Genomic DNA, 26427 nt, shown 5'->3' on the forward strand with positions numbered 1-26427 from the left:
GGCGGCAAGAATCTGCCATGAACCGGCAAAACACGCAAAAATCCGCCGCCCTACGGCAGCGGAAGCATGACCAGGCCCGGTCTTTCGATGCGTGCCCGCATCGGTTCGCTGCGGGAATTTCCGGCGGCGGCCGGCCGAACGCGAATCCATCCGCCCACCGGTCCTCCCTCCATGGCCTCTCCGGGTTGCGAAACCGTAAAGCCGTCACCCGTAATCGCAATCGCGATGGCATCGCCGCGACTGATCGCATTGGGCGCGGCTGCGGCCGCGGCGGTCGGAACCGGCCGCCGGACCGGCACGAACAGCCGCCAGCCCTGGGCATCGCCGCACTGGACGACGACGCTGTCCTGCGAAGTCGTGCGCCAGGACAAGGCAAGGCCGCTGCGACAAGGCTGCAAGTGCAGGCGCCGGTCGACCGGCGTCAGCGCACCGCCGACATCGCCGACGGCGGCGCCGGTGAACCCGGCCACCTGACGGTCTATGGCGTCGAGATCGGCGAATGTTCCGGATACCGCGGCCGCGGCAAGAAGGACAAGGCTGGGGCTCATGGCATGGACTTCCCGTCGATTGGACTTTCGCCTGGCGAATTTTCGCTTGAGCTAAGCAAGTCTTGTGCCACTTTTGCACCGGAATCCACGCCGCGCGGCGCATCGTAGGCCAGCACCACCCGTGCCGGCCCCTCGCCGGGTTCGACCACGACGCGCGCGGCGCGGCCTTGCGCGCCCGCCTGCGTCAGCAGCCGCGCGGCCTCGGCCAGCGCCCGGGATTGCCCCCCGGGATCGGAACCGTATCGCGCGGTGATGGTCAGCTGCTGGCGCGGATCGGCGGCCTGATCGCCGAGCCATTGGGCCAGCGGCGGCGCATCGGACGCGGCAAGGTAGACAGAAAGCGGCTCCGTCTGCGGCGAAGGCGCGGCCGAGGCCTTGTCTTGCGACGCTCTATCGGGCTGACGGCCGGCCGGCGGATGGCTGGCCGGCTGGCGGCTCACCGCGGCGGCGGTGACCATGAACAGGATCAGCGAGAGATCGGCCAGCGAAGTCTGCCAGCCATAGGCCCCGCGCTCGCTCATCGCCCGTGTCCCACCCCGTGCAGCTTGGCCGTCCCGGGCAGCGCGGCGCCGACCTGCTGCTCCAGCCACTCGACCACGCGCTGGCGCTCCTGCTCTTCCAGCGAGGCGCGCCGCGCCACTATGCGGCCGAGCGGCGCGAAGACGATATTGCCCAGCAGCAGGCCATAGAGCGTGGTGAGCACCGCCATGGAAATGGCCGCGGTGAAATTGCCGCCCGAACCGTCGCTCGCCGGCAGCTGGCTGAGCGAGATCAGCGTGCCGGCAAGGCCGAACACCGGGGCCAGGTCGGCCGCCTGGTTCAGCGTGCGCATCGCCCGCAGGTTCTGCCTGACGCGGCGGCGCTTGTGCGTGATGTGGGCACCGTGCAGCGCGGAGATCGAGCGGGTGCCGATCAGCGCATCGGTCGCCTCGTCAAGCTCCGCGTCGCCGAAGTGATAGGGCTCGGTGCGGATCACCCCGTCCTTCTGCATCTCGCGGACGTGAACGGCGAGTTCGGCGCGCGCGCGCGCGGCATCGAAGCGCTTGCCGCCGATACCCGCAAGGGCGGCCAGCGCGGCAAGGGCGGCACGGGTATCGCCCAGGCCGCAGCGCAGGACGGTGGCCAGGCACGTCCCGCCCACGACGATCAGGGCGCTGGTGGCATCGAACAGGTTTTGCAGCTGCATCGGCGCAGTTCTCCTTCAGCACGGAGAACGGCAGCGGCGGGCACGTTTCAGCCGGGGGCGCGCATTTGCCGTTTTCCGGCAAGCCTTTGCCGCCGCCGCCGGGGCCGACCGGCGCATCGCCCGGAATTCGGGCTACCGAAGGCAATTGGCACGATGCTTGCGAAACGGGTGGGCAGGCAATTGTGGAACAAGAAAGACATGGCCCACGACCTTTTCGGGATCAATGGCAAGGCGCTGGAACTGCGCTCGCAGCGCATGGGCCTGCTGGCCTCGAACATCGCCAATGCCGCGACCCCCGGCTACAAGGCGAAGGACATCGACTTCACCGCGGCGCTCAAGACGGCCGAGGGTGGCACCGATGTCTCGACCGCCGCCGAGCGCTCGACGCTCTACCGGGTGCCGGTGATGCCCTCGCTCGACGGCAACACGGTCGAGCTGCAGAACGAGCAGCTCGCCTTTTCCGAAAACGCCGTCGGCTATGCGGCCACGCTCCAGTTCATCCGCGCCCGCGTCGATACCGTGACCCGCGCGCTGAAGGGAGACTGACGGTGGCCGGCGACCAGCAACCCATGACCCTGTTCGGCCTGGCCCAGCGCGGGATGTCCGCGCAGCTGGTGCGCATGAACGCGGCGGCTTCCAACCTCGCCAACGCCGGCTCCGTCGCGGGCAGCGAACAGGAAGCCTACAAGCCGATCCGCGCGGTCTTCGCCGAAGACCTCGATCGCGCCAGCGGCCTTGCCACCGTTGAGGTGCAGGGCGTGGTGCGCGAACAGGCCGCCGCCGTGCGCCAGCACAACCCCGACCACCCGCTCGCCGATGCCAACGGCGATGTCTGGGAAGCTCCCGTCGATGAAAACGCGGAGATGGTCGAAATGCTCGAAGCCTCGCGCCAGTACCAGAACCTGGTCGAGGCCCTGACCACTGCCAAGCAGCTTATGCTCGACACGATGAGGATGAAATGACCGTCACTTCCGTAACCTCGACAAGCACCTCCACCGCCTCGTCCAGCACCGTCGGCCAGGGCCTCGGCTCGCTCGACCAGGGTGACTTCCTGAAGCTGATGACCGCGCAGATGCAGCAGCAGGACCCCTTCGATCCGGTCGACCAGAAGGAAATGCTGGCCCAGATGGCGCAGTTCTCGCAGCTCGCCGGCACGACGGAGATGGCCGACACGCTCAAGACCATCTCGTCGCAGCTCGATACGCTGGTGTCCGCCCAGACCGCCACGCAGCAGGCTGTCACCGCGCTCACCGCCGCCACCGATTCCCAGGCCGCTGCCTGATCCGCCCGCCCGATCCGCTCTCAAGGAGTAACGCAAGATGTCCTTCTACACTTCCCTCAGCGGTCTGAAGAACGCCCAGACCGACCTCAGCGTCATCTCGAACAACATCGCCAATGCCGAAACCGGCGGTTTCAAGAAAAGCAGCACCGCCTTTTCGGACATCGTCGCCTCCTCGATCATGTCCGATCCTTCGATGACCACCGGCATCGGCTCCCGCATCGCCGCGATCAAGCAGGACTTCTCGCTCGGCCCGATCGAGCAGACCGGCAACGCGCTTGACGTCGCGGTCAACGGCGAAGGCTTCTTCACGGTGGTCTCACCGCTTTCGGGCGATACCCAGTACACCCGCAACGGCTCGTTCACGGTCGACGGCGAGGGCTACGTCAAGAACGCGCAGGGCGCCCAGCTGCAGGTCTTCCCGGTCGATGCCACCGGCGCGGTCAGCGGCACCACCCTGCAGGCGGCGCAGATCCCCGCGACCAACGCCAGCGGCGCCGACTTCGCCGGGGTGACGATCGGCGAGGACGGCAAGCTCGTCGCCACTTATGCCGACGGCACCAGCGCCACGGTCGGCGTGGTGGCGCTCGCCACCTTCCTTTCGCCGACCGGCCTCAAGCAGCAGGGCAACGCCACCTGGGCGGCGACTGGAATCTCGGGCACCGCCACTTACGGCCAGCCGGGGACGAGCAGCAACGGCAAGCTGCTGTCGGGCGCGCTGGAGCGCTCGAACGTCGATATTGCCGAGGAACTGGTCTCGCTGATTACCGCGCAGCGCAATTTCCAGGCCAATGCCAAGGCCATCGATACCGCCACCCAGATCTCGCAGGCCATCATGAACCTGCGGACCTGACGCGCCGCATCCGGGGGCTGATCGATGGACCGCCTGATCTACACCGCCGTTTCGGGCATGAACGCCTCGCTCAACCGCGAGCGCGTGATCGCCAGCAACATGGCCAATGCCCAGACCATCGGCTTCAAGGCCGAGATCCTGCAAGCGACGCCGATGACGCTGGAAGGCCCGCAGCTGGAAGTGCGGGCGATGACCAGCACCGAAGTGCGCAGCGCCTCGATGAAGGAAGGCGCGCTGACCCAGACCGGCTACGCGCTCGATATCGCGATGCAGGGCGACGCCATGCTCGCGGTGCAGGCCTCCGACGGGCAGGAAAGCTACACCCGGCGCGGCGACCTTTCGATCACCGTGACCGGCGTGCTGCAGAACGGCGAGGGCCTGCCGGTGATCGGCGAGAACGGCCCGATCTCGGTGCCGCCTGGCTCGACCGTGACGATCTCGCCCGATGGCAGCGTGATGCTCGCCAACCCGGCCACGCCGGACCAGCCGCCGGTGCGTATCGACCGGCTCAAGCTGGTGAGCACCACCGGCACGCAGATCTCCAAGGATATCGACGGGCAGTTCCGCGTGCCCGGCGCCAATGGCTCCGGAGAAGGTGTGCTGCCGGTGGATGAGAATGCACGGGTGATCGCCGGCTCGCTCGAACAGTCCAACGTCAACCCGTCCGAAGTGCTGATCGAGATGATCTCGGCCCAGCGCCTCTTCGACATGCGTACCAAGCTTGTGCAGACCGCCGGCCAGCTCGACGAAGCCGGCGCCCGTCTCATGCGCATCGATAGCTGAGGAAGAACCAGACATGCCCAGTTCCGCTCTCCAGGTCGCCCGTACCGGACTCGAGGCCCAGGACACGCGCATGCGCGTGATCGCCAACAACCTCGCCAACGTCGGCACCACCGCCTTCAAGCGCGACCGCGCCAACTTCGCCACGCTCGCCTACCAGGACGCGCGCGTCGCCGGCGCGCAGTCCTCGAACGAGACCGCCTATGCCACCGGCCTGAACCTGGGCACCGGCGTCGGTGTCCAGTCGACCACCCGGATGGAGACACAGGGATCGTTGCAGACCACCGGCAATTCGCTGGACATGGCGCTCGACGGCGACGGCTATTTCCAGGTCGCCCTGCCCGGCGGCCAGCTCGCCTATACCCGCGCCGGCAACTTCACCCGCTCGTCCGAAGGCCAGCTGGTGACCGCGCAAGGCTACGTCGTGCAGCCGCCGATCACCATTCCGGAAGGCGCCACCGCGATCACGGTGTCGGAAGACGGCACGGTCTCGGCGCAGATCGCCGGCCAGAGCGATCCCTCGCAGCTTGGCCAGATCACCATCGCCAGCTTCACCAATCCCGCGGCGCTCCAGGCGTCCTCCGACAACTTCATGCTGGAGACCGCGGCGAGCGGAGCCGCCCAGATCGGCATCGCCGGCGAGGCCGGCCGCGGCCAGATCCGCCAGGGCATGCTCGAGGCATCGAACGTCAACATCGTCGAGGAGCTGGTCGACATGATCGAGACCCAGCGCGCCTACGAGATCAACTCGAAGATGATCTCGGCGGTCGACGAGATGCTCAAGAACGCCAACCAGACGCTGTGATGACGATGCACACCGCCTCGAACAGGTCCCCGACACCGCTCGTCCCGAGCTTGTCGAAGCAGGCCGGCCTGGCGCTGGCGGTGGGGGCGATCCTGGCCGCTTCCCCCGCCCTCGCCCGCAAGGCCCCCAAACTTTCCGGTTTCGAGCCGACCCTGCCGGTCGCGCAGCCGGTGCAGCCGCCGGCGGCCACCGGCGGGATCTTCAGCGTATCGACCGGATATGCCCCGCTCTACACCGGCACCCGCGCCGCGCGCGTGGGCGATCCGGTGACGATCCTGCTGACCGAGACGACCACCACGTCGAAGTCGGTCAGCTCCAAGAGCCAGAAGGGCGGCGGCGTTTCGATCACCCCGCCGACCGCCGGGCCGCTCGCCATCAACCCCAATGCACTTAATGCCAGCTCTTCCTCGACGTTCAATGGTCAGGGGAACGCCGCCCAGACGAGTTCTCTCGCCTCCACGCTTTCCGTGACCATCGCCGAGGTTCGCGCCAACGGCACCGCGCTCGTCAAAGGGGAAAAGAAGATGCTGCTCAGCCAGGGAGACGAATGGGTCCGGTTTTCCGGCATCATCCGCCTGGCCGACATCGACCAGGAGAACCAGATCCCCTCCACCCGTGTCGCCGATGCCCGCATCGAATACACCGGCAAGGGCGCGCTGCAGCAGGCGAGCAAGCAGGGCTGGCTCGGCCGGTTCTTCAACCTGATCTCGCCGTTCTGATGGGGGTCCTGATGAACCGCTGGCTGCCTTTCATTCTCGCCGCCCTGGTGGCGGTGCTCACCATTTTCATGGCCCCGGTCCATGCCCATGCCGAGCGCGTGCGCGATCTTGGGCAGTTCCAGGGCGTGCGCTCGAACCAGCTGACCGGCTACGGCATCGTCGTCGGCCTGCCGGGCACGGGGGACGACAACCTCGAATACCTGACCCAGGCGATGAAGGGCGTTTCGGGCCGCATGGGCCTGACCCTGCCCGCCGGCGTCGCGCCGGGCCTGAAGAACGCCGCCGCCGTCATGGTCACCGCCGACCTGCCCGCTTTCGCCAAGCCGGGCCAGCGCATCGACGTGACCGTCTCGACCATCGGCAAAGCCAAGTCGCTGCGCGGCGGCGCGCTGATCCTCACGCCGCTCTACGGCGCCGATGGACAGATCTACGCGATGGCGCAAGGCAACCTCGCGGTCGGCGGGCTCGATGCCGGCGGCAAGGACGGGTCGAAAGTCACGATCAACATCCCGACCGTCGGCCGCATCGCCGACGGTGCCAGCGTGGAACGCGCGGTCGCCACCGGGTTCGACAGTTCCGACGTGCTGCGCTGGAACCTGTTCGACGCCGATTTCCTCACCGCCGCCCGGGTGCGCGACGCGATCAACACCCGCCTGCCCGGCACCGCCTCGGTCGAGGACGGCGTGACGCTGGCCCTGCGCCTGCCGCTCGATTCCAACACCCGCGCCAGCGTGATGGCGGCGATCGAGATGATCGACGTCGATCCGGCGCAGACCGCCGCGCGCGTCATCGTCAACAGCCGCACCGGCACCGTCGTCATCAACTCGGCGGTGCGCCTCTCGCCCGCCGCGATCAGCCACGGCAAGCTGACGGTGCGCATCGACGAGAACCCCACCGTGGTTCAACCCGGGCCGTTCAGCCGGGGCCGCACCGCCGTGCAGCAGGATTCCACCATCTCCACCGACGAGGAGAAGCGTTCGGTCGCACTGTTCCAGCCCGGCGCCTCGCTCTCCAAGGTGGTCGACGCGCTCAACATGCTGGGCGTCACCCCGTCGGACCTCGTGGCGATCCTCGAGGCCCTGAAGCAGGCCGGCGCGCTCAAGGCCGAGATGGTGGTGATATGAGCACGATCCTGCCTTCGCTCCCCGGCCTGACCGCCGCGCCCACCGCAACCGACCGCGAAAAGCTCTCGGCCGTCGCCAAGCAGTTCGAGGCGATCTTCGTCCGCCAGATGCTGGCCGCGGCGCGCAAGACCGACTTCGGCGGCGACGACTTGTTCGGCAGCCAGGCGATGGACACCTTCCGCCAGTTGCAGGACGAGCATTTCGCCGATGCCGCCGTGCAGACAGGCGCGCTCGGCCTCGCTTCCATTCTCGAGCAGCAGATGGCGCGTTTCCTGCCCGCCGATGCCGCGACCGGCTCGACGGCCAGCTCGGACAGCAGCGGGGGGGCGGCATAAGCCATGGCCACCGACCTTCTCTCGATCGCCAGATCAGGCGCCCGCGCCGCCAAGGCCGGGCTGGACGTGACCGCGCAGAACATCGCCAACGCCTCCTCGACGGGGTACGTCCGGCGCAGCATCGCCGTTTCGGAACTTGCCGCCAGCTCGGCCAGCTCCTCTCCCACGGCGACCACCCTGGCCGGCGTGCGCATAACCGGCGTGGTTCGCAACGCGGATGTGTACCGCCAGGCCGAGGTGCGCCGCACCGGCGCCGACGCGGCCCGCGCGAATGCCGAAGTCGAAGGCCTCGAAAGCATCGAATCCGCCGTCGAACAGACCGGCGTCTACGATTCGATCGTCGATTTCGAGGCCGGGCTGCAACAGCTGGTCTCCGATCCCACCGACGGCAGCCTGCGCGCCGCCGTGATCGAGCAGAGCCGCACCCTGGCCCAGACCTTCAACACCGCCGCATCGAGCCTCGACGCAGTGGGAGAAGGCCTGCGCTTCGAAGCCCAGGACGGCGTCGACAACGTCAACCGCATCACCACCGAGCTGGCGCGCCTGAACCTGAGCCTGTCGCGCACCACCGGCGACCAGACCAGCCTGCTCGACCAGCGCGACGCACTGCTGGAGGAACTGAGCGGACAGGTCGGCATTTCCACCAGCTTCGATGCGAAAGGCGCCGTCTCCGTCACGCTGGGCGGTTCGTCCGGGCCTTCTCTCGTCAGCGGCAGCACCGCCGGAACGCTCGCGATGACGGCCGCTTCGGACGGTACGATCTCCTTCACGCTCGACGGCAACGCGGCAACGGTGGCCTCCGGCGCGATCGCCGGCAAGAGCCAGGCGCTGGCCGAAGTCGCCAGCACGCGCGGCCAGCTCGACGCCATCGCCGCCCAGATCGTCAGCGTGGTCAACGCCGCCCAGGCGAACGGCGTGGATCTCCAGGGCAACACCGGCCAGCCGATGTTCTCCGGCACCGGCGCCGCCGACATGGCCATGGTCGCGACCAGCGGCAACGCAATCGCCACGGCGCCGGCCGGCAGCGCCGCCAACAGCCGCGATGGTTCCAACCTCGCGTCCCTGCGCACCGCGCTCTCCTCCACCGATCCCGCCGGATCGATGGACACGCTGCTGTTCGGCATTTCCAGTGCCGTCGCCGGCCGCACCGTCACCCGCGACGCGCTCGATTCGGTCGCCACCACCGCCAAGTCAGCGCTCCAGGCCCAGGCCGGCGTCGACCTGGACGAGGAAGCCGTCAATCTGGTGCGCTTCCAGCAGGCGTTCCAGGCATCGGGCCGCGTGATGCAGACCGCCTCCGAAATCTTCGACTCCATCCTTTCCATCAGGTAGACCCGCCATGCCGATCGTCTCGACCAGCACCAGCGCCTTCTTCGACAGGGCCCGCGCCAACATGAAGAACCTGCGCGCGCAGGCCGAGACGTTGCAGACCCAGCTCGGCAGCGGCCAGAAGCTGGCGCGCTCCTCGGACGACCCGGTGGCCGCCTCGCGCCTGCGCGCGCTGTCGCGGCTCGATACGCTCTCGCAGGCCGATACCACCAACGCCAGCCGCGCCAACAACGACCTGACGCTGGCCGATTCGGCGATGTCCGAAATGTCCGACGCGATAATCCGCGCCCAGGAACTGGCGACCCAGGCCGCCAGCACCACGCTCAGCGACGACCAGCGCGGTGCGATCGGGGACGAGCTGAACCAGATCCACGGCTATCTGCTGACGCTTGCCAACGCGCGCGATTCCAATGGCAATGCGCTGTTCGGTGGCCAGAATTCAGGCGATGCCTATTCGCTCGACGCCTCCGGCAACGCGGTCTACATCGGCACCGGCGCCAGTGGTGACCTGCCGATCGGTGAGGGCCTGAGCGTGTCCACTTCGCTGTCCGGGCCGGATTTCCTGAACTTCACCGATGCGAGCGGCAACCAGACCGACGTGATGGCGACGATCAAGTTGCTCGCCGACGCGCTCAAGGGCGCCTCCACCGATCCGACAGGAGCGGCCAAGGACGCGCTGACTTCGCTCCAGTCCGGGCTCGACACGCTTTCCACCGCTCAGACCGTGGTCGGCACCCGGCTCGCCTGGATCGATCTCACCAGCGAACGGCGCACCGACCTGTCGGAACTGCGGACCGCCGAGGAATCGGAACTGGGCGCGACCGACATCGCCACCACCGTCACCCAGCTTCAGGAGACACTGACCGTGCTCGAGGCCAGCCAGGCCAGCTTCAGCAAGCTCGCCAGCCTCAGCCTGTTCGACAAGCTGGGCTGACATCATTGTTCCGGCCCATCGGCAAGGGCGGGGTTTTTCTTCGGGGGTAGTCCATCATGTTTGCAATCATCGGCGTCGTTATCCTGCTGGTGATGGTGTTCGGCGGCTTTGCGATCACCGGCGGCGCGCTCGGCCCGGTTTTCCACGCGATCCCGCACGAACTGCTCATCATCGGCGGCGCGGCCGTGGGCGCGATCGTGACCGGCAACTCGATGCATGAGCTCAAGGCGCTCGGCAGCGCCTTCGGCCGTGTCTTCAAGGGCCCCAAACACAACAAGCAGGATCACGTCGACGCGATCATCCTGACCACGCGGCTGATGAAGATCCTGCGCTCCGAAGGTCCGGTCGCGCTGGAAAGCCACGTCAACGATCCCAAGACCTCCTCGCTCTTCGCCGAGTTCCCCCGCCTGCTCGCCAACCAGGCGCTGGTCCACCTGATCTGCGACACGCTGACGCTGATCGTCGTTTCGTCCGGCACGCTCGAGGTTCATGCCGTCGAGGACGTGATGGACAACGCGATGAAAACCCATTTCCACGAGCTGCACGAACCGCAGCACGCGCTCCAGGGCCTGGCCGACGCGCTGCCCGCGCTCGGCATCGTCGCGGCGGTGCTGGGCGTGGTGAAGACGATGGGCTCGATCGACAAGCCGCCCTCGATCCTGGGGGCGATGATCGGCTCGGCGCTGGTCGGCACCTTCCTGGGCGTGCTGCTGGCCTATGGCATCGTCGCGCCGATGGCCGGCCGCCTCAAGCAGGTGAACGAGCAGGACGAGCAGATCTTCCAGGCCGTCAAGCAAGTGGTCATCGCCAGCCTGCACGGCTGGCCGCAGCCCCTGGTCGTGGAATCGGCCCGCTCCGGCCTGGGCCACGCCTTCCGGCCGGGCCTGTCGGAACTGCTCGATGCGATGAGGGGCCGCTGACGTGGCCGTGAAACGGGGCAAGAACGATCTGCCCAAGCCCATCATCGTCAAGAAGATCACCGTGGTCGCCGCCGGGCACCACGGCGGCGCCTGGAAGGTCGCCTACGCGGACTTCGTGACCGCGATGATGGCGTTCTTCCTGCTGCTGTGGATCCTGGGCGCCACCACCGAGAAGCAGCGCAAGGGCATCGCCGACTATTTCACGCCCACGCTGGTCAAGAACAAGGACGCCTCCGCCGGTTCGGCCGCCGGTCTGCTCGGCGGATCGTCGCTGACCGATTCGGACGACTACCCGCACCGCGCCGGCCAGACCGGGACCCGCAGCCTGACCATCCCGCGCGACGCCACCGGCGGCCCCAAGGAAGGCGGCTCCAAGATCAAGCGCAACGCGCAAACCAAGGAAGCGCTGGAAAAGAAGCTGCAATCGACCGAGCAGCTGCGCAAGCTGGCCAAGCAGGTGCGCCTTGTCGACACCACCCAGGGCGTGCGCATCGACCTGGTCGACGATGCCGACTTCTCGATGTTCCGCCTCGGCACCACGGTGCTCACGCCCGACGCCGCCCAGTTGATCGACGCGATCGCCCAGGCGGTGGCCGCGGACCAAGGCCGGCTGACCATCCGCGGCCATACCGACGCCCTGCCCTACAAGTCCGGCACTTACGGCAACAACTGGTCGCTCTCCGCCGGCCGTGCCGAAGCCACCCGCCAGGCACTGATGCGCGACGGCGTCGTCGAGGACCGCTTCAGTCGGATCGAGGGCGTCGCCGACAAGGAGCTGCTGATCCCCACCGACCCCCATGACCCCAGGAACCGCCGCATCTCGATCACCGTGCTGGACTGACACGGGCATGCCGCCGCCCCGACCGCCCTCGGACGGGTCGGCGCCTTTCGCCGGTCTCAGCAGCAAGATTGCGTGCACCGTCGCCGTAGCTCGACATGGCGTCAGGGGAATCGTTGGTCCTTGCTGTCGAGCGGCACCAGCGTTTCGAGCGAAGGTGGCGGGGCCATCGTAACGGTGTCGCCAAGCTCGAAGGTCATGCGATCCTCGCCGATGACAAGCGCCCCGGCGTAGCCTGCCGCGCGCGTTCGCGCGACGATCCGGTCTGCGGCCTCCGGCTCCGTCAGGTCCTTGGTCACGATGTGGGAAAAGACCATCAGTTTCGGTCTTGCCAGCTGAGCCATCCGGGCGGCCTGCTCAGGTGTGGTCAGCTTCGCGAGCACGCCCTGCATTTCGGGCTTGCCGTCCAACCGGTCACTGAAAGCGATCACGTTCTGGACCAGCAGGTCCGCGTCGCGAGCGGCAGTCACCAACGCTTCGCTGTACGTCGTATCGCCCGACAGAACGACTTTCCGGCCCTGCCACTCGACCGCATAGCCGAACGCCGGATTGCCCTCCGCATGCTCGACCGGGAAAGCCGTCACCTTGACGCCGTCATGCTCGAACACCGTGCCGGCCGCGACCTTGTGGACGCGAATGTCCAGGCCTTGCACCGGGTTGAACGGGTTGACGCGACGGGTAAGGTCGTGGCTGTACATGGCCCGCATCCCGGCGACCATTTCAGCGCTGCCTTCCGGTCCCCAAAGGTCAAAACCGTGGTCGCGCCCCAGCAGGAACCAAGGCGTCATCCACAGTTCGGGCAGGCCGTCGAAATGGTCGCCATGGAGATGGGTGAGGAATATGCGCGAGATATCCCTGGGATTGACCCGACTCTCGTACAGCCGCTGCCCTACACCTCGACCGCAATCGAAAAGCAGCACCTGGCCTCCCGCGACGATCAGTGTCGCCGGCCCCAGCCGATCGGGGAAATACTCGGGTCCGGCCGTTCCCAGAAGAATAACCTTCATGGGCGGCTCCCCGGCCATCGCCGGGATGGGCAGGCTCAGCAGCAGCAATGACAGCAGGCCAAACAAAGTGCGCACGACATCCCTTTGCGATGATGACAGGGTGGCAGTGCACTTATTTGATTATCTTCTCGGCCGCAAAAATTGAGCGCCCCGTCGCCGTAACCCTAATTTCGTTGGATATCCTGTTGCTGCTCCAGCAGAGGTGCGCATGTGCCGAACTTGCCGCACTGGCATGCTCGACGCTACCAGAAGCGTTTGACGGCGAAGCCGTCGAACAGCGCTTCATTCGATACCAGTATCATGTCCTCGGCCTGCGCCTGGGCGATCAACATGCGGTCGAACGGGTCCTTGTGGGCGATGTTCATCTCACCGGCGAGCCTGGCGTGGTGAACCATGATCGCCAGTTCGGTAAAGCCCTGATCGGCAATGATCGCCTCGAAGTCCCGCGCCAGCAGTGCCGCGTCGGGCAGCTTGCCGATGCGGAACTTGGTCGCGACCTCCATAGCGGAAGCGGCGCTGACGGCAACGCCGTTCGCCTCGTCGGTGATCGCCTCGCGGGCGCGATCGCTCAGGGCCCTGTCGCCCGCCAGCCACCAGATCAGCGCATGGGTATCGAGCAGGAGCCTCATTTCACCCCGCGCCGGGTTTGAGCGCCGTCACGCCGGATTCCAGCCACCGAGTTCCTCCTCGGGCAACGGCTCGTCAAAGCGGGCATCGATGGCGATCCTGCCCTGGAGCGCTCCGAAGCGGCGACGCCCGCGTGGCGCGACCGGCACCAGACGCACCACGGGCACGTTGCCACGGGCAATGACCACATCGCCGCCCGCCAGCGCATCAGCAATCAGACGGGACAAATTGGTCTTGGCATCGTGAACCGAGAACTGGGCCATGGGCGCCTCCTTGGCTAACTGTATAGCTAGGCAAGACCGCTCCGGGCAAGAACATATCCTCACCCGCCGCGCACAGCAAAAAAGGGCCCGGCGGTCTGGGGAAACCCGCCGGGCCCGAAGACCTGCTTGGTTAGGGCAGGCCTGGTTAAGCTGCTACCGGTTAACGCAGCAGCGAGAGGACGTTCTGCTGGCTCTGGTTGGCCTGGGCGAGCATCGCGGTGGAAGCCTGCGAGAGGATCTGGGCCTTGGCCATCGCCGTGGTTTCCGCCGAATAGTCGGCATCCTCGATCCGCGAACGGGCGTCCGACAGGTTCGTGACGTTGTTGGTCAGGTTGTTGATCGCCGATTCGAGGCGGTTCTGGCCGGCACCGAGCGAAGCGCGGGCGGTGTTGACGTCCGCCAGGGCGAGGTCGACGTTGTCGATCGTGGTCGAAGCGGTCGAGGCCGTGGACACGTCGAGCGCGCTGGCGTCGATGTTGGTGCCGTCGATCGCGGTCGAGGTCAGCGTGATCGTCTCGCCCGAGTTGGCGCCGGTCTGGATGTCGAAAGTGACGTCGGTGCCCGAGGTGGTCGAGAACAGCGTGTTGCCGTTGAACTCGGTCTGCGAGAGGACGTCGTCGATCTGCTCGGTCAGCGCGGTGACTTCAGACTGCATCGCGGTGCGGTCGGTATCCTGGTAGGTCGCCGAGGAACCCTGGACCGCCAGTTCGCGGACGCGCTGGAGCATGTTGCTGACTTCCGAGAGCGCGCCATCGGCGGTCTGGGCCAGCGAAATGCCGTCGTTGGCGTTGCGGATGCCCTGGCTCATGCCCTTGATCTGCGAGGTCATCGAGGTGGAGATGGCGAGGCCGGCGGCATCGTCCTTGGCCGAGTTGATGCGCTTGCCGGTGGACAGGCGCTCCATGACCGTGCTCTGCATCTTGCTGGCCGCGGTCGACGCGTTGGAAGCGCGGATCGCGCTGATGTTGGTATTGATGACTGACATGTAAAAGCTCCCGTTAAGTGTCCCGAACTCCGGGCACCCTTGCCGGCCCATCCGGCGTGGCTGCCAACGCATAGACCGGCAACGGACCGGCAAAATTAAGCCGCTTCGTTGCCGGATGCTTGCCGGACGCTTGCCGGATGCCCTGCAGACGCTTGCCGATTTACGGCAAATTTAGGGGTTAATACGGGGACTTAAATTTTCGATCCTTTGGACGTTTGGAACCCATAAGCGCCCTTGGAACTGGTTAATTCCACGGGGGACAATCGAGACATGGCCGCTCTGGCTCTTAACGATAAATTCGTGCGCCTGCATGGCCCGTTGGCCCAGCGCGCGGGGGCAATCGCAACTTCGCTTTTCGATTGTGGTGCAATCGAATTGCGCGACATCGCCGACGCTTCGCCGCTTCACCCGAAGATGCGCACCGTGCGGCTCGCCCGGGGACAGGCGACCGCGATCGGGCGCACCGGGCCGGAACAGGTCGATCTGACTTACGGCGATCCGGTCAGCGAAGCCTCGCTCGCCATGCTGCTCGCCGCGATGGCCGGCCCCGAGGACCCGATCGCCGCCGATCCGGAAAGCCTTTCCGTCTTCGCGCTGGCCGAGCGACTCGCCGCCAGCAACATCCCGGTGCTCATCAACGGCCCGACCGGCACCGGCAAGGAAGTGCTCAGCCGCTTCATCCATTCGCGCAGCGATCGCCGCGACCGCCCGTTCATCGCCGTCAACTGCGCGGCGATGCCGGAAACCATGCTGGAGGCGATGCTGTTCGGCCACCAGAAGGGCGCCTTCACCGGCGCCACCCAGGCGAGCGAAGGCTTCATGCGCGCCGCCGACGGCGGCACCCTGCTGCTCGACGAGATCGCCGAATTGCCGCTCCTGCTCCAGGCCAAGCTGCTGCGCGCGCTGCAGGAACAGGAAGTGGTGCCGATCGGCTCGACCCGTCCGATCAAGATCGACGTGCGGGTGATCGCCTGCGCCAACCGCGACCTGCCCACCGAAGTCGCCGAAGGCCGTTTCCGCGCCGACCTCTTCTATCGCCTCAACGTCTTCCCGCTGACGCTGAGCCCGCTGCGCGAACGCCCTGACGACATCGCCCCGCTGGCTTTCGCGATGGCGCTGCGCCACGCGCCCGACCAGGCCCGCGTGCCGGTGCTGTCGGAAGGCGCCCTGGCCATGCTCAAGCTGCATTCCTGGCCGGGCAACGTGCGCGAACTGGAAAACGTCGTGCGCCGCGCGCTGCTGCTGTCCTTCGGCAAGGGCGTGATCGCCCCCGAGCACGTGGTCTTCGACAGCCCCGCCCGCCTCATCAACGCCCCGACGGCCGGATTCGGAGCCGGGTTCGGAACCGGCGGCGCGGAAATGCCGGAAGCCGAAACGCCCCGCAGGCTTTCCAGCGTGGTGCAGATCTCCGAAGCCCGCGCGATCATGGAAACGCTCGATGCCTGCGGTGGCAGCCGCATACGCGCCGCCCGCGAACTGGGCATTTCCGAACGCACCTTGCGCTATCGCCTCGCTTCGCTGCGTGAGGCCGGGATCGAGATCGGCCGTACCGCCATGGGCGGCCGGCGATGAGCGGCATCTCCGGGATCGGCGGGGGCGCCGGCGGCATCCAGCAGATCATGGCCATGCGCCAGCAGATCATCCAGCGCAACGACCTGCTCAAGCAGCTCCATTCCACCCAGGGAACGGACGCCGCCGCCGGCGCCACCAATGTGCAGGCCCCGGCGCAGGGCTTTGCCGACACGCTGAAGAACGCCCTCGACGGCGTCAACGCGGTGCAGGACAAGGCCGATGGGCTGACCGAGGCCTACCAGAAAGGCGAAGTGACCGACGTCGCCAAGGTCATGCTCGCCCGCCAGGAAGCCGGCGTCGCCTTCGAGGCGACCCTGCAGGTCCGCAACAAGCTGCTGTCCGCCTACCAGGACATCATGCGGATGGGAGTCTGATAGGACATGTCCGATCTCGTTCCCGCGACATCCGGCGGCGCCCAGGGTTCCACGCTTCCCCCACGCTCCTCGATGTTCGCGCCCTTCACCGATCCGGCCGGCGGCAGCGTGCTCACGCGCCTGTCCGCCTTCACCGCCCAGCCTCCGGTCAGGAAGATGCTTCCCGTCTTCGTCGGTCTGTCGGCGGTCGGCGGCGCGCTGCTTGCCTGGAGCGCGATGGCGCCATCGCCGCAGCGCACGCTCTACGCGCAGCTCGGCGACAGCGAGCGCGCCGGTGTTGCCGCCGCGCTCGACCAGGCCGCGATCGACTATCACATCGACAGTTCGACCGGCGCGCTGACCGTCTCCGAGGGCGATTTCTACAAGGCGCGCATGCTGGTCGCTTCCGATGGCGCGCTGGCAACGCCCGAGACCGGCGACCAGATGCTCGACAAGCTGCCGATGGGCGCCAGCCGCACGCTGGAGGGCGAGCGCCTGCGTTCGGCGCGCGAGCGCGATCTGCAGCTCACCATCATGGAGATCGACGGCGTCGATTCGGTTCGCGTCCATCTGGCCCAGGGCGAAAAGTCCGTCTTCGTGCGTGACAACACACCGCCCACCGCCTCGGTCATGGTGCGCCTGAAATCCGGCCGGCAGCTGAGCGAAAGCCAGGTCAGCGCGATCGTCAACCTCGTCGCCGGGTCGGTCCCGGGCCTTTCGGCCGATGCGGTGCGCGTGGCCGACCAGCACGGCCGCCTGCTTTCCGAAAGCGGCGGGGCCGAATCCGATCGGCTCGACTTGCAGACACGCATGGAAAGCAAGCTGCGCGACCAAGTTTCCCAATTGCTGGGCCCAATGCTGGGCGACGGCAACTTCACGTCCGAGATCCAGGTCGAGCTCGACATGAACGAAGTGACCGCCGCGCGCGAAAGCTACGACAAGGACGGCGTGGTCCGTACCGAGACACAGCAGCAGTCGCAATCGACCGGCCCCGGACAGGCGGCCGGCGTGCCCGGCGTGCTCGCCAATACCCCGCCATCGGCGACCCAGGCGACGCCAACGGCGCCGCAGGGCACCCCGCCCGCGCCGGCCACCCCATCGAACAACGGTGAATCATCCACTTCCCGCACTTACGAGCTCGGCCGCGAGGTTTCGGTCTCGAACAGCGGCCCGGGCGCCATCAAGCGCCTCTCGGTCGCCGTCGCGATCAGCGCCGACGCCATGAAAGGCGCCAAGGCCCAGGATCTCAAGGACCTGGAAGCGCTGGTCAGCGCCGCGGTCGGCGCCAGCGCACAGCGCGGCGACCAGGTCAAGGTCCTGACCCGCAGCTTCGAGCAGGGGCCCGACGACGAGGCGCTGCCGTTCTACGAGACCGGCTGGTTCGCCATGATCGTGCGCAACGGCGCGGCGGTCCTGGCCGTGCTGCTGGTCCTGATGCTCGGCGTGCGGCCGATGGTCAAGGCGCTGCGCGGCGACAAGCCCGAGAAGGCCAAGACAGGGAAAGGCAAGAAGGCCAGCGGCGCCGATGGCGATGACGGGCCGGACGACGACGATCTGGGCGAAGCCCCGCCGCGCGGCCGCGAGGGCCAGCCGGCTCCGCCGCCGCCGTTGCCGCGCCGGTCCGAGATTCCGGGCGTGGACGGCGTCGATATCGAGATCAACCGCTCCGACGTCCTGAGCCGCCAGCTCGACCTTGCCCAGCGGCTCGTCGCCGAGCGGCCGGGCAGCGCCGTCGCGGCGCTGCGCCAGATGCTCAACGATCCTCCGGCCGAGGCCAATCCCAAGCAGGAAGCCGCCTGATGAGTGAAGTCGTACCCCTGCGCGCGGCGGACAATGCCGCGGTCATGATGATGCTGCTCGACGAGGACCAGACCACCCGGATCCTGGCCGAGCTGGAGCCCGAGGAACTGCGCCTGCTGGGCGAGAAGATGTGCGCCCTGGGCGAGATCGGGCCGGAAGTGATCGCCGAGGCGATCGCCGGTTTCGTCGACAAGACCGAGAAGCTCGGCCTGGTCGCGCACAACCGCGTCGGCCAGGTGCGCTCGATGATGAACCGCGCGATCGGCGAGGTGAAAACCGAGAACACGATGCGCTGGATCCTGCCCGACGAACCGCAGGGATCGACCCTGGAACTGGCGCGCTGGCTCACGCCCGAGGCGCTGGTGCCGCTGGTCAAGGGCGAGCATCCGCAGGCCATCGCCGTGCTGCTGGTCCAGCTCGACCCCGAAGTCGCCGCCGAAGTGCTGCATTCGCTTCCGCCCCAGGCGCAGCCCGAGATCGTCCACCGCATCGCCACGCTGGGTCCCGTCGCGCCCGAGGCGATCGAGATGCTGGAGGAACTGCTCGCTCGCCGCATCACCGAATGCCACGGCCAGCGCCCCTTGCAGATGGGCGGCACGCGCGAGGCGGCGGATATCATCAACGGCGCCGGAAAGGTTGCCGAAAAGCGCATCATGGGCGAACTCAACAAGCTCGACAAGGCACTCGCCAAGAAGATCGAGGAGGAAATGTTCAAGTTCGAACACCTCTTCGTGCTCGATCCGATGGCCATGGGCACGCTGCTGCGCGACATTCCCAACGACACCCTGATCGATGCCCTCAAGGGCATCGGCGAGGAGGAACGCAACGTCTTCTTCCGCGCCATGTCGAGCCGCGCCGCCGACGGCGTCAAGGACGAGATCGCCGCCCGCGGCCGTACCAAGCTGGCCGATGTCGTCTCCGCGCAGAAGGAAATCGTGATGATCGCCCGCAGGCTCGCGGCGGACGGCTCGATCGTGTTCGGTTCGGGCGATGACGACTATGTCTAACCTGGGGTTTCCGGTTCCCAGGCCCGGCTTCAACCTGCTCGAAGTGCTGGGACAGGCCGGCGGGTTCACGCCCGATACGCGTTTCGGCGGGACTTTGCCGATACCCGAGCCGGCGCCCCGGCCCGAACCGGTGGCCATCGAGGAAGAGGCACCCGATCCGGTCGCCGAGGCCTTTGCCGCCGGCTTCGCCGCCGGCCACGAGCAGGCGCGCGGCGAAGCCGAGGCCCGCGCCGCCGCCGATGCCGCCGCGCGGGAAGGGCTGATGCTTTCGTTCCACCGGTTCGACAACGCGCTGGAAGAGGAACTGCGCCTGCGCCTGCGCGATACCGTCGCCGCGCTGTGCGAGGCTTCGATCGCGCCGCTCGCGCTCGACGAGGAAGCGCTGCTGCGCCGCATCGCCCGCGCCGTCTCGATGCTCGCCCGCGCTGACGACGAGCGGGTGATCCGTCTCCATCCCGAAGATCTCGGCCTGGTCTCCCCGCGCCTTTCCGCCGAATGGCAGGTGCAGCCCGATCCGAAGCTGGAACGCGGCACGATCCGCATCGAAAGCGCCAACGGCGGCGTCGAGGACGGTCCCGCGACCTGGCGGCTGGCCATTGCCGAGGCGCTTCAGCAATGCTGAAGCTGTGGGAACCCATCCTCACCGACATGGCGGTCGAACGGGTCGATCTGGCGCCGCGCCGCTTCGGCCGCGTCACCGCCTGCGACGGCGGCCTGCTGGAAGTGAGCGGGTTGACGGTGCCGGTCGGCGCGATGTGCCGCATCGTCCAGGGCCGCAACACGACGCTGTCCGCCGAAGTCATCGGCTTTCGCAACGGCCGCACCATGATGATGTTGCTGGGCGACACCATCCTGCTGCGCCCCGGCGCCCGCGTCTGTCCGCAGGGACGGCCCGGCATGCTGCCGGTGGGCGAGAGCTTTCTGGGCCGCGCGGTCGACGGCGAGGGCCTGCCGATCGACGGCGGGGCGCCGATCCACAGCCGGCTCGAATGGCCGGCCGGCGGCGTGCGCACTTCCGCGCTGGACCGCAGCCCGGTGCGCGAATGCTTCGACACCGGCGTGCGCGCGCTCAATGCGCTCACCACCTTCGGCGTCGGCCAGCGCATCGGCGTGATGGCCGGCTCGGGCGTCGGCAAGTCGGTGCTGATCGACATGATCGCGCGCGGCTCCAGCGCCGATATCGTCATCGTCGGCCTCATCGGCGAGCGCGCGCGCGAGGTGTCGGACTTCGTCGAGCGGCACATGAACGCCGACAAGAAGGACAAGACCGTGGTGGTAGCCGTGCCTGCCGACCACGCCCCCAACCTGCGTCTGCGCGGGGCGATGCTCGCAACCTCGATGGCCGAGCATTTCCGCGCCCAGGGCAAGCGGGTGCTGCTCATCATGGACAGCCTGACCCGCGTCGCCCATGCCGCGCGCGAGATCGGCCTGCTGCTGGGCGAACCCGGCGCGGCGCGTGGCTATCCGCCCTCGGCGCTCGCCACGATCACCAAGCTGGTGGAGCGCGCGGGCAATTCGGCGGCGACCGGGGGCTCGATCACCGGGCTCTACACGGTGCTCGCCGACGGCGACAACCAGGACGACCCGGTGGTCGATACCGCCCGCTCGATCCTTGACGGGCATATCGTGCTCTCGCGCGACCTCGCCCAGCGCGGCCAGTATCCGGCGGTCGACATCGCCGCCTCGCTCAGCCGCGTGATGAACGACATCGTCCCGCCCCGCCACCAGCAGCTCGCCCGCGAGTTCCGCGCCCTGACCGCCAGCTACGAGGCCAACCGCGACCTGGTGCTGATGGGCGCCTACCGCGCCGGCGCCGACCACCAGCTCGACCGCGCCATCGCCATGCACGAATTGCTGACCGCATTCCTGTGCCAGCCGGCCCGCGACACCATCGACCTCGACGACAGCGCGGCGCAGCTTTCGGCGCTGCTGGGATGACGTCCGGCGCGGCATCTTCCCCGGGCGCGAGTCGGATTCCTTCGAAGTTTCACGCGGCGGCGCGGGCGCGCGGAACAGAAAAGGATTTCGCGCAAAGGCGCAAAGGCGCGAAGGGACCGTGCTTGCGGCGAAGCCGTTTTCCAGACATCCGCCCGCTTCAGGCACAACGTTTGGTCGGTATAAAAGCGCCTGCGGCGCAGCGCGACCCCTTCGCGCCTTTGCGCCTTTGCGCGAAACTCAAATTCTCCGCGTCTCCGCCCCCCCGCCCCTCCGCGAGGCCGGGGATATGAAGGAAGAGCGCAAGCGGCTCGCCCGGCTCCACCGGCTGGAAAAAATCCGCGACATCGCCAAGCAGACCGCCGCTGCGGAAGCGGCGCGGGCGGAAAGCACGCTTTCGCAGTTGCGCACCCTCTCCGATCGCACGCGGCGGCTCGCCTCCGACTATGCCAACCGCCGCGAAGCCGCGGACGGCGCCGCGCTGCACCAGCTGGGCAGCTTCGTCAGCGGCTTGCAGGCGCTCAGCCGCACCACCGACGGCGACGCCCTGCGCGCGCAGTCGATCGCCGATGCCAAGCAGCAGCAGCTCGCCGAGGCCGAGCGCCGCCGCGCCGCCATCGAGGAACGCGCCGCGCTTCAGGCGCGCCTGATCGCCAAGGCCGCGCACCAGCCCATCCTGAGCGGCAGAAAGACATCTGGCACGGGTCTTGAATAGAGTCCGGCGTCGCCACGACGAGGACCCCTGTCGCATGATCCAATCCACTGCCCCCACGCTTGCCGCCGGCCTCTCGCAGGTCATCGGCAATGCTTCCCCGGGTGCCGCGAAGGCGGTGGGAATGGGCAGCTTTTCCGCGATTCTGGGGGATACCGACAGCCCCGACACGATGCCTGCCGAGCCAGCTGTCGAAGCCGGCGCCGCGCTGGCCGCACTGCTGCCGCGCGCGGCCGGCAATGCCCTCGGCAAGATGGGCGGCAAGATCGACGGCAACATCGACGGCAAGGCGGGCGGCAAGATTCTGCCGGATACGGCCAAGGACCTGTCCGGCAGGACCGAGACCGAAACCGAAACCGATTCCGCTCCCGTGGAAGCGACCCCTGCCGACGTATCGCTGACGCTTGCCGGCATCCTGTCGCTTCCCGTCCCACCGCTGCCCGGGACCAGTCCCGTCACCATTACCCAGTCCCGGGCAGCGGGCCCCGTTTCCACCGCGAACACCGGCGCGCCGGCACTCGCTCAAGCGGCCGCCAGCGCGGTTGGCGCCGCGAGCGCAAACGTCGCCGCCATCGGCATGCCCGCCGCGCCGCATGGCAATGGAACCGCGAACGATCCCGCCATCACGCTGGCCCCGATCGAGATCGTCGCCGAAGGAACGGCGCCGGCAACCGGCGACCGGCCGGCCGCGACCGCCGCGCAGCTGGCCCTGCGCGCATCGGCGGGCGACGAGGCCGCGACGGCCGCGCCCATCGCGGTTTCGGCGAACGGCACCTCGCAGACCCGGTCCGAGACAGATCGTCAGCGCGGCGCCCGCGCGCTCGATCCCCGCGCTTCGCTTGCCGCCCCCGCCGCCAGCGCCGGGTCCGCCGTGCCAACCGCGCAGCCCGTTGCCGCCAGCGACAGCGCGCTCTCGCCGATGGCCGACCCCGGCCAGGCCCAGGCTTCGCAGGCCGCGGCTTCCCAGGCCCAGGCTTCCACCACCTCCGTGCCCACCGCCGCCGGGGCCGCATCCGCCGCGCAGCCGGCCGAAGCACCGCAGGACTTCGCCACGCTCGTCGCGCGCCTTGCCGAAGCCCGCGCCGAAGCCCGCGAGACGGCGAGCCCGCACCTGGTACGCACCGCCATCGCCCATGCCGAGTTCGGCCAGATCTCGCTGCAATTCCGGCATGAGGGCAGCGCCCTTTCCGTCACCATGGCAAACAGCGATCCGGGCTTCGCGGGCGCGGTGCAGGCCGCCGCCAGCGCCGCGCTGGCGAACGGTGCCAACGGCAACGGCGACAGCCCAGCGCAGCAGCAACCGCAGCATTACAGTCCGGCTTCGGCCCAGCAGCAGGCCGCCGCCAGCGGCACCGGCGCCGGAACCGGCCAGAACCAGAACCAGCAGACCCGCGCCGACCAGGCCGGACAATCGACGAACCGCGAGCAGGCAGCGGCATCCCGCCCGCAAGACCAAGAGGCGTCCGCGCCCCGCCAGACCCGGGACGGCACCCGGCGCGCCGGCATCTACGCCTGATCTTTCGAATACCAGGGGGAATTTTTGAATGAGTGAGAAACCTGCCAAGGGCGAAAAGACCAAGGGCAAGGGCAAGCTGGGATTGATCCTGGTTGCCGCGGCCATGCTCGTGCTCGGTGGCGGCGGGGTCTTCGGCCTCGTCATGGCTGGCGTGATCGGCGGCGGCCATGGCGAGGAGAAGAAGGAAACCGGCCCGCAGCTGATCCGCAAGGGCGAGGAAGATCCCTATCTGCCCAAGGCCAAGGAAGGCGAAGGCGATGGCGCGCTGGAAGTCGAGGGGGACGGCGGGGACGAATACCGCACCGTCTATTACACCTTCTCCGACGATTTCACCTCGAACCTCAAGAACTCCGACGCGCTGATCCAGACCAGCATCGCCTGCTCCACCCGCCGCGACGGCCGCGTGTTGCAGTGGCTGAAAAAGCACGAACTGGCGATCCGCTCCAGGCTGCTCCAGATCCTGGCCGACACGCCCGAGGATGAGATCTACACGATCCCGGGCAAGGAACGCCTGCAGAAGCGCATGACGGCGGCGATCAACCAGGTTCTGATCGGGAAGGAAGGCTTCGGCGGTGTCGATGCCGTCTACTTCCGCACCTTCATCATCCAGTGATCGGGCAGTGATCGGGCAATGACGATGAGAACCGCACATTCCGGCCAGCGGACCAGGGCAAAGCACTGCTCCGAGCTGCTGAACGCCGGCCCCACCATCGACGAGCTGGTGCCGGCGCTCTCGCTGCTGGGCGAAAAGCTGTCCCGCGCGCTGCCCGCCGGGCTGTCCCGCTTCTCCGGCGGTGAGCCGCCGCTGGTGCGCACCGGCATGCCGATGGACTGCACGCTCGGCTCGATCCAGGCCGAGATCGAAACGCTGGCCGCGCACACGCTGATGACGGTCGGCCCCAAGCGCCTGCCGCTGCTCGCCACTTTCGAGGCCGCGCCGGTGCTGCGCCTGGTCGATCGCGCCTTCGGCGGACGCGGCGTGGTGCCCGAACCCCTGCCCGATACCTTCCCGCTCTCCGCCGAACTGCTGCTCACCCGCATCGAGGAAGCCGTGGCCGACGCGCTCACCGCCGTGTTCGGCGAGCAGCACAAGGTCCGCACGCTGCGCCGCGACACCAGCCTGCGCCAGCTCAACCCCTTCGACAAGCGCGAGGAACTGCTGCAACTCTCGCTCGAAGTGGAAGAGCCGGGCGTCACCCCGTGGTCGCTCTCGCTCGCCTTTCCCCAGGCGACGCTTGCCGCGGTCATGGCGGTGCCGCGCCATCCGGTCCGGGGCCGCGCGCGTCCGGCCGCGCCCGATCCCGCCAGCGAGCCCTTCGCCTCGATGCCGGTTTCAGTCAACGCGGTGCTGGTCGACATGACGATCGGCTTCTCGCGCCTTTCGTCGCTGAAGCCGGGCGACGTGCTGCCCGTCGCGGTGGCGCGTTCGGTGCCGCTCCAGGTCGAAGGGCGCACGATCGCCACCGGCACCATCGGCGAAGTCGAGGATCGCGTCGCGGTCCAGATCCTTCAAGCATTCTGATACACGGAAAGAGCCATCCCATGACCATTCATCCCCGTGGCCTCGATTTCCTTCGCGATGTCGACGTCCGCCTCTCCGTCGAACTCGGCCGCACCCAGATGAAGCTGAAGGAGGTCCTCTCGCTCGGGCCGGAAAGCCTCGTCGTGCTCGACCGGATGACCGACGAACTGCTCGACGTGCTGGTCAACGGCAAGCCGATCGCCAAGGGCGAGGTCGTCTCGCACAATGGCCGCTTCGGGCTGCGCATCGTCGAGATGGTCGGCATCGAGGATTCCGCGTCGGCGGCCGCCCCGGCTGCCCTGCCGGACAGCGACGAGGCCTGATCGCCATGCTCTGGTACATCCTCAAGCTCATCATCCTGCTGCCGCTGATCGGCCTCCTGGCCTGGGGCTGCCTGAAGCTGGCCAAGAAGCTGCAGGACCGCGCCGGCATCGGCGCCGGCTCGAAATCGATCCGCATCGTCGAAACCACCATGCTTTCGCCCACGCTCAAGCTGGCGGTGATCGAGTTCCATGGCCGCGAGATCCTCGTCTCGTCGTCGCGCCAGGGCCTCACCCGCCTTGCCGAGGCCCCGGCGCGCGAAAGGCCCCAGGCGGAAGGCCTGCCCCGGTGAAGCGCCTCCTCTCCCTGATCGCGGCGGCGCCGGCGCTGCTCCTCCCGGCGGTGGCCTACGCCCAGGTCCAGGCCCAGACCCAGGCTCAGGCCCAGGCAATGGCCGCTCCCAGCGCCATCCCCGGCGCGCTCGACCGCGCCTTCGGCTCGCTGGGCGGGACCGAGGGCCCCGGCATGAACCTTTCGCTGCAGCTGCTCCTCATCATGGGGCTGCTGACGATCCTGCCCAGCCTGATCCTGATGATGACCAGCTTCACCCGCATCCTGGTGGTGCTGGCGATCCTGCGCCAGGCGGTGGGGCTGCAGCAATCGCCGCCCAACCAGGTGCTGATCGGGCTGGCGATGTTCCTTTCGCTGTTCGTGATGGCGCCCACGCTGGAGAAGGTGAACGCCAACGCCATCGCGCCCTACTCCGCCGACCAGATCAACGCCGAGCAGGCCATCGCCAATGCCGGCAAGGAATTCCACGCCTTCATGATCCGCCAGACCCGCGAGCGCGACCTCACGATGTTCGCGGACATGGCCAAGGCGCCCAAGTTCGCCAGCGCTGCCGAGGTGCCCTTCTCGATCCTGCTGCCCGCCTTCGTCACCAGCGAGCTCAAGACCGCGTTCCAGATCGGCTTCATGCTGTTCCTGCCGTTCCTGGTGATCGACCTGGTGGTCTCCTCGGTCCTGATGTCGCTGGGCATGATGATGATGAGCCCGATGGTGGTATCGCTGCCCTTCAAGCTGCTGCTGTTCGTGATGGTCGATGGTTGGGCCCTGCTGATGGGCTCGCTGGCGGCGAGCTTCGGATGAGGGACGCGGACGTGTCTGGACCGGCACGCGGCGCTCGCGGCGAGACCCCGCCCCTGACGGGGAGGGGA

The 26427-nt window shown here is 67.9% G+C and carries 33 protein-coding genes; 26 read left to right on the plus strand and 7 right to left on the minus strand.

The window, feature by feature from the left end; translation table 11 throughout:
* Window positions 1-50: 50 nt before the first annotated feature.
* From BM052_RS01415 to BM052_RS01425, 3 genes are read right to left on the minus strand one after another with little or no spacing between them, the layout of a single operon-like run.
* Entirely contained in the window at window positions 51-548 is a 498-nt protein-coding gene (locus BM052_RS01415; RefSeq protein WP_091142341.1) for a flagella basal body P-ring formation protein FlgA, read from the minus strand.
* Window positions 545-1069, minus strand: a complete 525-nt coding sequence (locus BM052_RS01420; RefSeq protein ID WP_091142344.1) for a hypothetical protein — start codon at window positions 1067-1069, stop codon at window positions 545-547. Before BM052_RS01420 ends, BM052_RS01415 begins: the two co-directional genes overlap by 4 nt.
* Window positions 1066-1734 (minus strand): MotA/TolQ/ExbB proton channel family protein, encoded by a 669-nt coding sequence (locus BM052_RS01425; RefSeq protein ID WP_091142346.1) that lies wholly within the window; start codon window positions 1732-1734, stop codon window positions 1066-1068. Before BM052_RS01425 ends, BM052_RS01420 begins: the two co-directional genes overlap by 4 nt.
* A gap of 198 nt (window positions 1735-1932) precedes the next feature.
* Between BM052_RS01425 and flgB the strand changes: the two genes are divergently transcribed.
* Genes flgB through BM052_RS01490 form a run of 13 tightly spaced genes read left to right on the plus strand, consistent with a single transcriptional unit; the run spans window position 1933 to window position 11653 of the window.
* Window positions 1933-2280 carry a flagellar basal body rod protein FlgB gene (gene flgB, locus BM052_RS01430; protein WP_091142348.1) on the plus strand — a complete coding sequence of 116 codons (348 nt, stop codon included), beginning with the start codon at window positions 1933-1935 and terminating at the stop codon, window positions 2278-2280.
* A gap of 23 nt (window positions 2281-2303) precedes the next feature.
* Entirely contained in the window at window positions 2304-2696 is a 393-nt protein-coding gene (gene flgC / locus BM052_RS01435) for a flagellar basal body rod protein FlgC (protein ID WP_177198301.1), read from the plus strand.
* A complete protein-coding gene (locus BM052_RS01440) occupies window positions 2693-3016 on the plus strand; it encodes a flagellar hook assembly protein FlgD (RefSeq protein ID WP_091142352.1) in 324 nt (107 codons plus the stop codon). The genes flgC and BM052_RS01440 overlap by 4 nt, the downstream gene beginning before the upstream one ends.
* A gap of 37 nt (window positions 3017-3053) precedes the next feature.
* Window positions 3054-3866, plus strand: coding sequence for a flagellar hook-basal body complex protein (locus tag BM052_RS01445; RefSeq protein WP_091142355.1), 813 nt, complete (start codon window positions 3054-3056; stop codon window positions 3864-3866).
* Between the two features lie 24 nt (window positions 3867-3890).
* The gene (locus BM052_RS01450) at window positions 3891-4649 is read left to right on the plus strand and encodes a flagellar basal body rod protein FlgF (protein WP_091142356.1); all 759 of its coding nucleotides are present in this window, start codon (window positions 3891-3893) and stop codon (window positions 4647-4649) included.
* 13 nt (window positions 4650-4662) lie between these two features.
* On the plus strand, window positions 4663-5451 hold the full coding sequence (gene flgG, locus BM052_RS01455; protein ID WP_091142359.1) for a flagellar basal-body rod protein FlgG: 789 nt from the start codon (window positions 4663-4665) through the stop codon (window positions 5449-5451).
* 5 nt (window positions 5452-5456) lie between these two features.
* Window positions 5457-6170, plus strand: a complete 714-nt coding sequence (locus tag BM052_RS01460; RefSeq protein ID WP_091143016.1) for a flagellar basal body L-ring protein FlgH — start codon at window positions 5457-5459, stop codon at window positions 6168-6170.
* An 11-nt stretch (window positions 6171-6181) separates the two neighbouring features.
* Complete coding sequence (locus tag BM052_RS01465; RefSeq protein WP_091143019.1) at window positions 6182-7294, plus strand: flagellar basal body P-ring protein FlgI; 1113 nt, start codon at window positions 6182-6184, stop codon at window positions 7292-7294.
* On the plus strand, window positions 7291-7629 hold the full coding sequence (locus tag BM052_RS01470; RefSeq protein WP_091142360.1) for a rod-binding protein: 339 nt from the start codon (window positions 7291-7293) through the stop codon (window positions 7627-7629). The genes BM052_RS01465 and BM052_RS01470 overlap by 4 nt, the downstream gene beginning before the upstream one ends.
* A gap of 3 nt (window positions 7630-7632) precedes the next feature.
* The gene (gene flgK / locus BM052_RS01475; protein ID WP_091142363.1) at window positions 7633-8961 is read left to right on the plus strand and encodes a flagellar hook-associated protein FlgK; all 1329 of its coding nucleotides are present in this window, start codon (window positions 7633-7635) and stop codon (window positions 8959-8961) included.
* 7 nt (window positions 8962-8968) lie between these two features.
* Complete coding sequence (locus tag BM052_RS01480) at window positions 8969-9892, plus strand: flagellin N-terminal helical domain-containing protein (protein WP_091142365.1); 924 nt, start codon at window positions 8969-8971, stop codon at window positions 9890-9892.
* Window positions 9893-9948: 56 nt separating this feature from the next.
* Entirely contained in the window at window positions 9949-10812 is an 864-nt protein-coding gene (gene motA / locus BM052_RS01485; protein ID WP_091142367.1) for a flagellar motor stator protein MotA, read from the plus strand.
* 1 nt (window position 10813) lies between these two features.
* Complete coding sequence (locus BM052_RS01490) at window positions 10814-11653, plus strand: flagellar motor protein MotB (protein ID WP_091142369.1); 840 nt, start codon at window positions 10814-10816, stop codon at window positions 11651-11653.
* Window positions 11654-11754: 101 nt separating this feature from the next.
* Here the strand turns inward: BM052_RS01490 and BM052_RS01495 are convergent, their stop codons facing one another.
* The 4 genes from BM052_RS01495 to BM052_RS01510 form a co-directional block, all read right to left on the minus strand.
* Window positions 11755-12732, minus strand: a complete 978-nt coding sequence (locus BM052_RS01495; RefSeq protein ID WP_143084715.1) for an MBL fold metallo-hydrolase — start codon at window positions 12730-12732, stop codon at window positions 11755-11757.
* 167 nt (window positions 12733-12899) lie between these two features.
* Window positions 12900-13286: a type II toxin-antitoxin system VapC family toxin gene (locus BM052_RS01500; protein ID WP_091142374.1), complete on the minus strand. Its 387-nt coding sequence runs from the start codon at window positions 13284-13286 to the stop codon at window positions 12900-12902.
* A gap of 27 nt (window positions 13287-13313) precedes the next feature.
* Window positions 13314-13547 (minus strand): type II toxin-antitoxin system Phd/YefM family antitoxin, encoded by a 234-nt coding sequence (locus tag BM052_RS01505; protein WP_091142376.1) that lies wholly within the window; start codon window positions 13545-13547, stop codon window positions 13314-13316.
* Window positions 13548-13707: 160 nt separating this feature from the next.
* On the minus strand, window positions 13708-14532 hold the full coding sequence (locus BM052_RS01510; protein ID WP_091142378.1) for a flagellin N-terminal helical domain-containing protein: 825 nt from the start codon (window positions 14530-14532) through the stop codon (window positions 13708-13710).
* 270 nt (window positions 14533-14802) lie between these two features.
* Here BM052_RS01510 and BM052_RS01515 point away from each other — a divergent pair, with 270 nt between their 5' ends.
* The 13 genes from BM052_RS01515 to fliP all read left to right on the plus strand — a co-directional run bounded on the left by BM052_RS01515 (window position 14803) and on the right by fliP (window position 26359).
* On the plus strand, window positions 14803-16104 hold the full coding sequence (locus BM052_RS01515; protein ID WP_091142381.1) for a sigma 54-interacting transcriptional regulator: 1302 nt from the start codon (window positions 14803-14805) through the stop codon (window positions 16102-16104).
* Entirely contained in the window at window positions 16101-16478 is a 378-nt protein-coding gene (fliE, locus tag BM052_RS01520) for a flagellar hook-basal body complex protein FliE (protein ID WP_091142384.1), read from the plus strand. Before BM052_RS01515 ends, fliE begins: the two co-directional genes overlap by 4 nt.
* Before the next feature lie 6 nt (window positions 16479-16484).
* Window positions 16485-18257 carry a flagellar basal-body MS-ring/collar protein FliF gene (fliF, locus tag BM052_RS01525; protein WP_091142385.1) on the plus strand — a complete coding sequence of 591 codons (1773 nt, stop codon included), beginning with the start codon at window positions 16485-16487 and terminating at the stop codon, window positions 18255-18257.
* Window positions 18257-19264 carry a flagellar motor switch protein FliG gene (fliG, locus tag BM052_RS01530; RefSeq protein WP_091142386.1) on the plus strand — a complete coding sequence of 336 codons (1008 nt, stop codon included), beginning with the start codon at window positions 18257-18259 and terminating at the stop codon, window positions 19262-19264. Before fliF ends, fliG begins: the two co-directional genes overlap by 1 nt.
* Window positions 19257-19886: a FliH/SctL family protein gene (locus BM052_RS01535; RefSeq protein WP_091142389.1), complete on the plus strand. Its 630-nt coding sequence runs from the start codon at window positions 19257-19259 to the stop codon at window positions 19884-19886. Before fliG ends, BM052_RS01535 begins: the two co-directional genes overlap by 8 nt.
* The gene (locus BM052_RS01540; RefSeq protein WP_091142390.1) at window positions 19880-21202 is read left to right on the plus strand and encodes a FliI/YscN family ATPase; all 1323 of its coding nucleotides are present in this window, start codon (window positions 19880-19882) and stop codon (window positions 21200-21202) included. The genes BM052_RS01535 and BM052_RS01540 overlap by 7 nt, the downstream gene beginning before the upstream one ends.
* Window positions 21203-21488: 286 nt before the next feature.
* On the plus strand, window positions 21489-21914 hold the full coding sequence (locus BM052_RS01545; protein ID WP_091142393.1) for a hypothetical protein: 426 nt from the start codon (window positions 21489-21491) through the stop codon (window positions 21912-21914).
* Between the two features lie 34 nt (window positions 21915-21948).
* Window positions 21949-23427: a hypothetical protein gene (locus BM052_RS01550; protein WP_091142396.1), complete on the plus strand. Its 1479-nt coding sequence runs from the start codon at window positions 21949-21951 to the stop codon at window positions 23425-23427.
* A gap of 28 nt (window positions 23428-23455) precedes the next feature.
* On the plus strand, window positions 23456-24040 hold the full coding sequence (gene fliL / locus BM052_RS01555) for a flagellar basal body-associated FliL family protein (RefSeq protein ID WP_091142398.1): 585 nt from the start codon (window positions 23456-23458) through the stop codon (window positions 24038-24040).
* 24 nt (window positions 24041-24064) lie between these two features.
* Window positions 24065-24949: a FliM/FliN family flagellar motor switch protein gene (locus BM052_RS01560; RefSeq protein WP_091143021.1), complete on the plus strand. Its 885-nt coding sequence runs from the start codon at window positions 24065-24067 to the stop codon at window positions 24947-24949.
* 20 nt (window positions 24950-24969) lie between these two features.
* Window positions 24970-25272, plus strand: a complete 303-nt coding sequence (fliN, locus tag BM052_RS01565; RefSeq protein WP_091142401.1) for a flagellar motor switch protein FliN — start codon at window positions 24970-24972, stop codon at window positions 25270-25272.
* Between the two features lie 5 nt (window positions 25273-25277).
* Window positions 25278-25562 carry a flagellar biosynthetic protein FliO gene (locus BM052_RS01570; protein ID WP_091142402.1) on the plus strand — a complete coding sequence of 95 codons (285 nt, stop codon included), beginning with the start codon at window positions 25278-25280 and terminating at the stop codon, window positions 25560-25562.
* A complete protein-coding gene (gene fliP, locus BM052_RS01575) occupies window positions 25559-26359 on the plus strand; it encodes a flagellar type III secretion system pore protein FliP (RefSeq protein WP_091142405.1) in 801 nt (266 codons plus the stop codon). Before BM052_RS01570 ends, fliP begins: the two co-directional genes overlap by 4 nt.
* Window positions 26360-26427 lie beyond the last annotated feature (68 nt).

The sequence above is a fragment of the Novosphingobium sp. CF614 genome, assembly GCF_900113255.1.
GTDB lineage: Bacteria > Pseudomonadota > Alphaproteobacteria > Sphingomonadales > Sphingomonadaceae > Novosphingobium.

Excerpts from the sequence above, each read along its gene's own strand:
- BM052_RS01415 (WP_091142341.1), bottom strand. The coding sequence starts at position 548 with ATGAGCCCCAGCCTTGTCCTTCTTGCCGCGGCCGCGGTATCCGGAACA.
- BM052_RS01535 (WP_091142389.1), top strand. The coding sequence starts at position 19,257 with ATGTCTAACCTGGGGTTTCCGGTTCCCAGGCCCGGCTTCAACCTGCTC.
- fliG (WP_091142386.1), top strand. The coding sequence starts at position 18,257 with ATGAGTGAAGTCGTACCCCTGCGCGCGGCGGACAATGCCGCGGTCATG.
- BM052_RS01545 (WP_091142393.1), top strand. The coding sequence starts at position 21,489 with ATGAAGGAAGAGCGCAAGCGGCTCGCCCGGCTCCACCGGCTGGAAAAA.
- BM052_RS01515 (WP_091142381.1), top strand. The coding sequence starts at position 14,803 with ATGGCCGCTCTGGCTCTTAACGATAAATTCGTGCGCCTGCATGGCCCG.
- BM052_RS01480 (WP_091142365.1), top strand. The coding sequence starts at position 8,969 with ATGCCGATCGTCTCGACCAGCACCAGCGCCTTCTTCGACAGGGCCCGC.
- fliE (WP_091142384.1), top strand. The coding sequence starts at position 16,101 with ATGAGCGGCATCTCCGGGATCGGCGGGGGCGCCGGCGGCATCCAGCAG.
- BM052_RS01445 (WP_091142355.1), top strand. The coding sequence starts at position 3,054 with ATGTCCTTCTACACTTCCCTCAGCGGTCTGAAGAACGCCCAGACCGAC.
- flgK (WP_091142363.1), top strand. The coding sequence starts at position 7,633 with ATGGCCACCGACCTTCTCTCGATCGCCAGATCAGGCGCCCGCGCCGCC.
- BM052_RS01500 (WP_091142374.1), bottom strand. The coding sequence starts at position 13,286 with ATGAGGCTCCTGCTCGATACCCATGCGCTGATCTGGTGGCTGGCGGGC.
- BM052_RS01540 (WP_091142390.1), top strand. The coding sequence starts at position 19,880 with ATGCTGAAGCTGTGGGAACCCATCCTCACCGACATGGCGGTCGAACGG.
- BM052_RS01550 (WP_091142396.1), top strand. The coding sequence starts at position 21,949 with ATGATCCAATCCACTGCCCCCACGCTTGCCGCCGGCCTCTCGCAGGTC.
- fliF (WP_091142385.1), top strand. The coding sequence starts at position 16,485 with ATGTCCGATCTCGTTCCCGCGACATCCGGCGGCGCCCAGGGTTCCACG.
- BM052_RS01425 (WP_091142346.1), bottom strand. The coding sequence starts at position 1,734 with ATGCAGCTGCAAAACCTGTTCGATGCCACCAGCGCCCTGATCGTCGTG.
- BM052_RS01450 (WP_091142356.1), top strand. The coding sequence starts at position 3,891 with ATGGACCGCCTGATCTACACCGCCGTTTCGGGCATGAACGCCTCGCTC.
- BM052_RS01505 (WP_091142376.1), bottom strand. The coding sequence starts at position 13,547 with ATGGCCCAGTTCTCGGTTCACGATGCCAAGACCAATTTGTCCCGTCTG.
- BM052_RS01420 (WP_091142344.1), bottom strand. The coding sequence starts at position 1,069 with ATGAGCGAGCGCGGGGCCTATGGCTGGCAGACTTCGCTGGCCGATCTC.
- BM052_RS01560 (WP_091143021.1), top strand. The coding sequence starts at position 24,065 with ATGAGAACCGCACATTCCGGCCAGCGGACCAGGGCAAAGCACTGCTCC.
- BM052_RS01470 (WP_091142360.1), top strand. The coding sequence starts at position 7,291 with ATGAGCACGATCCTGCCTTCGCTCCCCGGCCTGACCGCCGCGCCCACC.
- BM052_RS01465 (WP_091143019.1), top strand. The coding sequence starts at position 6,182 with ATGAACCGCTGGCTGCCTTTCATTCTCGCCGCCCTGGTGGCGGTGCTC.
- motA (WP_091142367.1), top strand. The coding sequence starts at position 9,949 with ATGTTTGCAATCATCGGCGTCGTTATCCTGCTGGTGATGGTGTTCGGC.
- fliL (WP_091142398.1), top strand. The coding sequence starts at position 23,456 with ATGAGTGAGAAACCTGCCAAGGGCGAAAAGACCAAGGGCAAGGGCAAG.
- flgB (WP_091142348.1), top strand. The coding sequence starts at position 1,933 with ATGGCCCACGACCTTTTCGGGATCAATGGCAAGGCGCTGGAACTGCGC.
- BM052_RS01510 (WP_091142378.1), bottom strand. The coding sequence starts at position 14,532 with ATGTCAGTCATCAATACCAACATCAGCGCGATCCGCGCTTCCAACGCG.
- fliN (WP_091142401.1), top strand. The coding sequence starts at position 24,970 with ATGACCATTCATCCCCGTGGCCTCGATTTCCTTCGCGATGTCGACGTC.
- BM052_RS01460 (WP_091143016.1), top strand. The coding sequence starts at position 5,457 with ATGCACACCGCCTCGAACAGGTCCCCGACACCGCTCGTCCCGAGCTTG.
- BM052_RS01440 (WP_091142352.1), top strand. The coding sequence starts at position 2,693 with ATGACCGTCACTTCCGTAACCTCGACAAGCACCTCCACCGCCTCGTCC.
- flgG (WP_091142359.1), top strand. The coding sequence starts at position 4,663 with ATGCCCAGTTCCGCTCTCCAGGTCGCCCGTACCGGACTCGAGGCCCAG.
- BM052_RS01570 (WP_091142402.1), top strand. The coding sequence starts at position 25,278 with ATGCTCTGGTACATCCTCAAGCTCATCATCCTGCTGCCGCTGATCGGC.
- flgC (WP_177198301.1), top strand. The coding sequence starts at position 2,304 with ATGACCCTGTTCGGCCTGGCCCAGCGCGGGATGTCCGCGCAGCTGGTG.